This is a genomic window from Spirosoma profusum (assembly GCF_014699005.1).
Lineage (GTDB): Bacteria > Bacteroidota > Bacteroidia > Cytophagales > Spirosomataceae > Spirosoma > Spirosoma profusum.
The window spans coordinates 313,324-320,301 of sequence record NZ_JACWZY010000007.1 but is presented as its reverse complement, the minus strand read 5'-3'; the positions used below and the strand labels follow the sequence as shown (position 1 = coordinate 320,301).

At 47.7% G+C, this 6,978-nt stretch carries 6 protein-coding genes; all 6 read right to left on the bottom strand.

The window, feature by feature from the left end; all coding sequences use genetic code 11:
• Window positions 1-394 precede the first annotated feature (394 nt).
• Window positions 395-2,056: a SulP family inorganic anion transporter gene (locus IC229_RS11520; RefSeq protein WP_223833959.1), complete on the bottom strand. Its 1,662-nt coding sequence runs from the start codon at window positions 2,054-2,056 to the stop codon at window positions 395-397.
• Window positions 2,057-2,233: 177 nt separating this feature from the next.
• Window positions 2,234-2,533, bottom strand: coding sequence for a hypothetical protein (locus IC229_RS11515; protein WP_190887109.1), 300 nt, complete (start codon window positions 2,531-2,533; stop codon window positions 2,234-2,236).
• A gap of 130 nt (window positions 2,534-2,663) precedes the next feature.
• Window positions 2,664-4,031 carry a HAMP domain-containing sensor histidine kinase gene (locus IC229_RS11510; RefSeq protein WP_190887108.1) on the bottom strand — a complete coding sequence of 456 codons (1,368 nt, stop codon included), beginning with the start codon at window positions 4,029-4,031 and terminating at the stop codon, window positions 2,664-2,666.
• 3 nt (window positions 4,032-4,034) lie between these two features.
• Window positions 4,035-4,718, bottom strand: coding sequence for a response regulator transcription factor (locus IC229_RS11505; protein WP_190887107.1), 684 nt, complete (start codon window positions 4,716-4,718; stop codon window positions 4,035-4,037).
• A gap of 209 nt (window positions 4,719-4,927) precedes the next feature.
• On the bottom strand, window positions 4,928-5,971 hold the full coding sequence (locus tag IC229_RS11500) for a cytochrome-c peroxidase (RefSeq protein ID WP_190887106.1): 1,044 nt from the start codon (window positions 5,969-5,971) through the stop codon (window positions 4,928-4,930).
• Between the two features lie 195 nt (window positions 5,972-6,166).
• Window positions 6,167-6,976, bottom strand: coding sequence for an MbnP family protein (locus IC229_RS11495; protein ID WP_190887105.1), 810 nt, complete (start codon window positions 6,974-6,976; stop codon window positions 6,167-6,169).
• Window positions 6,977-6,978 lie beyond the last annotated feature (2 nt).

Sequence of the window (6,978 nt, the reverse complement as noted above, 5' to 3'; positions counted from 1 at the left end):
TTTGTCATGCTGACGAAGCCGGGCCGCCGGAGCGGAAGCATCTTAAAATTTCCTTATTCTCAGGCTTGGAAACGCTAAGATGCTTCCGCTCCGGCGGCCCGGCTTCGTCAGCATGACAAAAAGGCTCGGTTTCATTGTGTTTTGGGAAGCTCATAAATCATAGTCACAAAAAATTAATCCCGCAATGCTAAAATCTCATTTTAGCATTGCGGGATTAACGTGAACCGGAATTAGGTTTAGTTTTCAGTGAGTTGAGTAAACCACGTTATATTGTTAAACTTCGCTGCAGTGGTTACCAGGCACTACGCGGCCACGACTAATCCCAGATTCACGTTAATGATATATTCATAGAGTGGAGTGGTTGATTCTTGCTACTCTCCTTTTACACTGACACTTATCCATTTATCGACGTACTACGTACTCCACGCAATCCGATTTTTGGATTCTTATGGCGATACGTATTGAACAGTTCTTTCGATGTGTAAATCGGTGCCTGATCAGTGGCGGGGCCGGGTAGGAAAATAAGCTCGATGTTACGTTGCCTTGCCGAAATCCCAAAGTTCTTAATGGCCAGCACTACGTCGTTATCAATGAAGGAAGAGTTGCTTCCGTCGATCTCCAGAATCGAATTGTCGGGAACGCTTTTCAGCAGTTTCACCAGTTTCGCCTTACTCAAAAATGATACATGGTCGCCCAGGCTCACGTGAATGCGCTTGATGTCGCTTTCCCACTCGGTGCGAACGTAGTGCGTGTTGCGGTAGTGATCACGCAGAATGAAGAAAACACCCGTTACCAGGCCGATTCCAATTCCCGTCAGCAGGTCGGTCATCACCACGGCCAGAACCGTCACCACAAAGGGAATAAATCGGGCCGGACCTTCGGAAAACGTGGTTTTGAACACGTCGATACGTGCCAGCTTGTACCCCGTTACGAGAAGGATTGACGCCAGGCTCGCCCATGGCATTTTGTTCAGCAATGTAGGCAACGTAATGACACACACCAGCAACAACGTACCGTGAAGAAGCGCGGCCCTTTTGGTACGTGCGCCCGCGTTGATACTCACCGAACTCCGCACAATCACCGACGTCAGCGGAATCCCACCGATCAAACCACTTACCAGGTTACCAACGCCCTGCGCTTTCAATTCGTGATTGGCAGGTGTTTTCCGTTTCAGTGGGTCGAGTTCGTCCGATGCTTCAATGGCTAACAACGCTTCCAAGCTGGCTACCAGGGCGATAGATACGGCCGACGTATACACCAGTGGGTTGCTCCACTGCGAAAAATCAGGAAAAGTAAACAACTGGAAGAAAGCCGATACGTTCTCAGGAACCGGCAACTGCACCAGGTGATTTCCGGACAGTGCACGCTCAGGTAGCAAGAGTTTCACCAGTTCGTTGATGCAGATGCCCAGCACAACCACAACCAATGCAGCCGGTACGTTCTTTGTAAAAGAAATCTTCTTAAACGCAGGGCGCTCCCAGACGTAAAATATCCCCAGCGATAGCAACGTAATCACGACGGCTACCAGACTAAATTGACTCATTGCCATACGTAATTGTTCGCTCAGGTTGAAACCGTCGGGTTGAAAGAGCGCGAGTCCTTCTGCTGCATCGGCATCGTAGCCGACCAGGTGAGGTAATTGCTTTATAATCAGCATAACACCAATACCCGCCAGCATTCCTTTGATCACCGATGATGGGAAGAAATTGCTGATGGTACCAGCGCGGGCAAAACCCAGTCCAATTTGAATGAGACCGGCAATACAGGTAGCCAATAGAAAAGCCGGAAATGAGCCCAGCGCCTGAATCGCCCCTAACGTAACGACAATAAGGCCCGCTTCTGGCCCAGAAATACTCAGTGCTGATCGGCTGACAAGTCCAACTACCAGACCACCCACAATACCAGCAATTATACCCGCAAACAAAGGAGCTCCGGAAGCCAGCGCAATACCCAGACACAAGGGAACGGCTACCAGAAACGAGATGGCGCCACCCCGAAAATCGCCCGTGAGACTACTTGTGTCAACCGGTTTAGAATCGTTCATTTTTGTTTCCATATCAAAAGGAAGTTGTATTCGTTGAGTAAGAGATTTATGTATGAGATATGATGGATGTTGGATGATTGCTTAACATACATCATATCTCCTACATTTATTAGTGCCTGCTACAAACGCCTTTAGAGCCTTACAGGCTTAATCAGACTGCTTATAGCAGGGCTTTATGTGTTCGAAATATTATAATTCATTTTGGGCAGACTCTTGCCGAGCCACCGACGAATGACGCGTCGAAACCTTGTCGCCAGATGTCGATTTGATTTCCTGTAGGCGCTGCTCCAGCCGAACCGTTTCCTTATACAGTGAGTCGGCACGCTGGCTTTCCAGCTTATACTGCGTTTGGTACTCGGTTTTGGCCAGACGGGTCTGGCGATTATCGAAATACAGATTAAAAGCGATACAGCCAAATACAAAGCCCCAGATTGTCAGCCAGTTTACATACGTACTGGTTTTACCATGTTTAGTCGTTTCGATATTCATAGTTCAAAAACAGTTGAGAGTGATGCACGTCGCGTTTATAGGCAACAAAGTTCCGAAACGCAACCACAGCGTTAATTAGGCTCCCGTTAGAAGTTAATGAGAGGATAATTAGAAGTTGATTAGAAATCGATTAGAACGACTGGGGAAGCCGTACGGTGAACGTAGTACCTTTGTTTAGCGCAGAAACGACACTAATCTGGCCGTGGTGCAGTTGGACAATACGATACGTTAGGGGTAATCCTACGCCGTGCCCCTGAATCCGTTTGACGTTCTGTGCCCGGAAAAAAGGTTCGTAAATGCTTTTAATATCACCCTGAGCAATGCCAATGCCTTCGTCTTCAAACTGAATGGTAACCCACTTAGTATCAGCCCCGAGCGTTACGTTCACCTTCTTATTGTCAGAGAATTTACAGCCATTTTCCATCAGGTTAAAAAAGGCCGAATAAAGCAGCGATTTATTACCTGCTACGTTCAGGGATGGGTGAACCGTTTCCATTTCCCCCTCGAACGCGAAAATAACCTTATACTCATTCTGGTGATTCATAAGCATCTGAGCCGCCTGATAGATCACTTCATCAATAGCTACTTCACTGAATTTCAACGGAGTAGCTTCCAGACTCACTTGCGTCAGATTGAGCAGATTATTGGTCAGCTTGTTCATTCGCTGAATCACATCCAGAGCGGCTTTCCACTTGGCTTCATGCTCTTCTACGGTACGTCGTTTCAGGAGAGTTACTTCAATTTGTCCTGTAATGATGGTCAGTGGCGTACGTAGTTCGTGGGAGGCATTCGCCACGAAATTTCGCTGTACTTCAAAGGCTTCCTGCACCCGGTCGAGCATCAGATTAAACGTACGAGCCAGTTGGGCGATTTCGTCATGGTCGTTCCCGGCGGTTACACGTTGGTTCAGATTCGAGGCCGTAATCAGGTCAACTTCACGTATCACATTCGAAATCGGACGTAGCGACCGGCCTGCATAAGCCCAGCCTACGAGACCCACCAGCACCAGGCTACACACCAGCCCACCCACCATGATAGTACCCAGATGCCCGATTTCTTCAATGCCATACTGATCGTAAGCCGACGCCACCAATACGTACTCCTGCTTTTTGTGTGGGTAAATAAACCCCACGATCTCAACCTTATTTTGCCGCAGAAAAACCTCTTTCTTCTCGCGAATACGTATCAGTACGTCGGGTTTGACGATAGCTTTGGCCTGAGTCGAATACACCATTCGGCCCTGCTGATCATAAATATTGATCTGTTCTCTAGGTAGCGCAGTCAGGTTATTTCGCTCAATGACACGTAGTAGCCGCGTATCGATTTCTTCTTCATCCAGAAATAGTCGGGCAATGGTTTTCGCCTTGTCACTCAGTCGAAGATAGAAATCACGCTGGCGGAAATACTCGGCGGTGGCATACACCACAAACGAAAACAGCACCAGAATGGCGGCCACTACGCCTACAAACGTGAACGACAGTCGGGTACGTATTCTCATAAATTATTGTTCAGATTCCTGCATGATGTAGCCGATGCCGCTGATGGTATGAATGAGTTTGGGCGAAAAATCTTTGTCAATTTTTCGGCGCAGGTAATTCACGTACACATCCACTACGTTGGTCCCCGTATCAAAATTGAGGTCCCAGACATGTTCCATGATTTCGTTACGTGTCAGAGCCCGGTCCTGATTTTTCATAAAAAACTCAAGCAGGGCGAGTTCACGCGCGGTCAGGGTAATTTTCTGATTACCACGCTTTACAGCTTTGCTTTGCTGGTTAAATTCGAGGTCGGCAATTTTAAGAATGGCAGCTTCAGTCACTACGTGTCCATTACGTCGGTTGAGCGCCCGCAGCCGTGCTACCAGCTCGCGAAACTCGAACGGTTTCACCAGATAATCGTCGGCACCCGCGTCGAAACCTTCTAGTTTATTGTCGGTGCTGCCAAAGGCGGTCAGCATCAGGATGGACAGCGTTTCGTATTTGGTACGTATCATCCGGCACAGATCGAAGCCACTGATAACCGGCAGATTTACATCCAGAATAACTGTATCGTACTCATGCTGACCAAGTTGCTGATGGGCTTCCATCGCATTACCCGCTATGTCGACCGTAAAATCGTATTCCTCAAGCCCACTTTTGATCAGCGAAGCCACCTCCCATTCATCCTCAACAAGTAAAATTCGCATAGTGAAGCCGATAGCGATTGGTAGGCAAGCACTGTTACGTGCCAAACACCAAAGATAAACGGAGAAGTTATAATGTTGTAGAGTTGCAAAGTTATAGGGTTGTTGAGTTATAAAGTTGCGCCGAGCCGCCGTTGCGGTTCTCCGCCAAGACTGGCGTAACTCTACAGCCTTACAACTCTATACCTTTACAGCTTCTCACTCCTCCTGTGTTACAACCCTTTATTTTCAGCAAAACGGCAATCCTGTAAAAAAGAATCGTCGGTTAGGGTGCGCAAAAAGGCCACGATGTCGGCCTGCTCTGTCGGCGTGAGCGAAATGCCGAGAATACCCGTTTCGCGATCTCTTTTCAGGAGGTGATCCAGTGTTTCGCCGTGCTCAACACCGGTATAATGCGCCACGACTTCTTCCAACGTAGTAAATCGACCGTCGTGCATGTAGGGAGCCGTTACTGCTACGTTGCGCAGGGTCGGCACTTTAAATTTGTAGCGATCTTCGTTATTCAACGTAATGCCGTATTGGCCCGGATCGTCGTTCACGGTACTGGCCAGGCCATTATTCCGAAACGAGAAATCGGTGAACAGAGGCTCCGGATGACAACCGCTGCATTTTCGTTCCACCAATATCCATCCCGCCCGCTCGCTCGGTGTGAACGTAGCGCCCTGGTGACGTACCGCTCGATCATAACGCGAATTGGCCGAAACCATCGTGAGCATGAACTGCGAAAGTGCTTTCAAAAACCGCTCGTCAGTAATGTCGGGACTACCAAATGCCTTCGTAAACAGAACTGGATACTGGCGTTTTTTGCGGAGTTTCTCCAGAATATTTGGCAGCGACTCGTTCATTTCGGCTTCGTTCTGAATGGGCACCATCGGGAATAAATCGAGATCGTGAACGCCACCATCCCACCCAAAATGACTCGACCAGGCCAGGTTTACCAGGGGCATTGCATTCCGTCTGGTCGTCAAATCGTTGATGCCACGGCTCAACGCCTGGCCAGATTGCGTAAAACCCGCTGCCTGCTGGTGGCAACTGCCGCAACTGATGGTATTGTCTTTTGAAAGAAGAGCGTCGTAAAACAGGGTTCTGCCTAACTCGATGCCCGCTTCGGTCAGCGGATTTTTTTCAAATGGATAAACAGGAGCCGGGAAATGAGGTGGCACGTCGAAAAGGAGCGCCTTCTGATGGGCTGAGGAGAAAAATGCCATTACCAGCAACGCAACCGACGTAACGAGTACCGTAATTTTCAACTTCATGATTTACAACAATCAATACCAAACCAGAAGAACGCATTTCATTGGCCGAAATGTCTTCAAAGAGTCTGTTAAATTACTAAAAGGTCTCGATCCGACGTACCACTATAACTGGTTTCTGATTTTCCGGAACCTGTTCGTAGGTAATCAGGACGCCTTTTTTCGTCGCGATGACAGTCGGTACGTAGCGTTCAGTACTTATTGTTTCGTTTGGTTGGTGTATTTAACCATCTGCGCATAATTATCGGCAATAGTGGTTGAATAGTTCTCAAACATCACCGACGAATGCTGGGCAATACTCAGAGTTGTGTTTCCATTAAAAACCTTTAAAACATCAGTTGTCAGATTGATTTTTGGGGTGGACGTAGCCGTAACACTAGCCACATCACCGCCAAACGGTACGGTTATCGTGCGAAGGTTATTAATGGTTTTCTTCCCATTATAGCCTCCTCCAAAACCACCAATATGATAAAAGAACTGGTTATTCTGAGCCGACGGTACTGCACTTGATGTACCTTCCAGTTTGAGAAAAATGTAGCCCGAATTCCAGTCCCAGTACATAGCATCGTGTGTACCCAGGCCGGGATCAAGAACGCCCGTTCGCTGGCCAATGTCAGCCAGCGAACGTAAACTATCTACGCCAATCAAAAACGAGACGCTTTTATAATCGCCTGCTGGAAGATTAGCTAACGTAAACGTTTGTGATTCAGGTTTATCTTCCTGTATCAAAAAGTAGCTGTTATTCTGCGGTACTACGTATTCCGTTCCATCCGTTCGTTTAAGCCGGAAATTACTAACGTAGTAGTTGAATTTGCTGACTGTAAACGACTCCCCAACCGCATTCTGATAGGTACTTGTGCCTAATTTGAGTTCTTGATTTCCTGCTACATTATCGAAACGTAACGTAATGAAACCCGTTTCGACAGTACCAACGTTATTCTGGCAAGCCTGAAAAAATGCTCCCAGCAAACTGCTCACGAGCAGTAGTAAAAAAATAGACTGGCGCATAA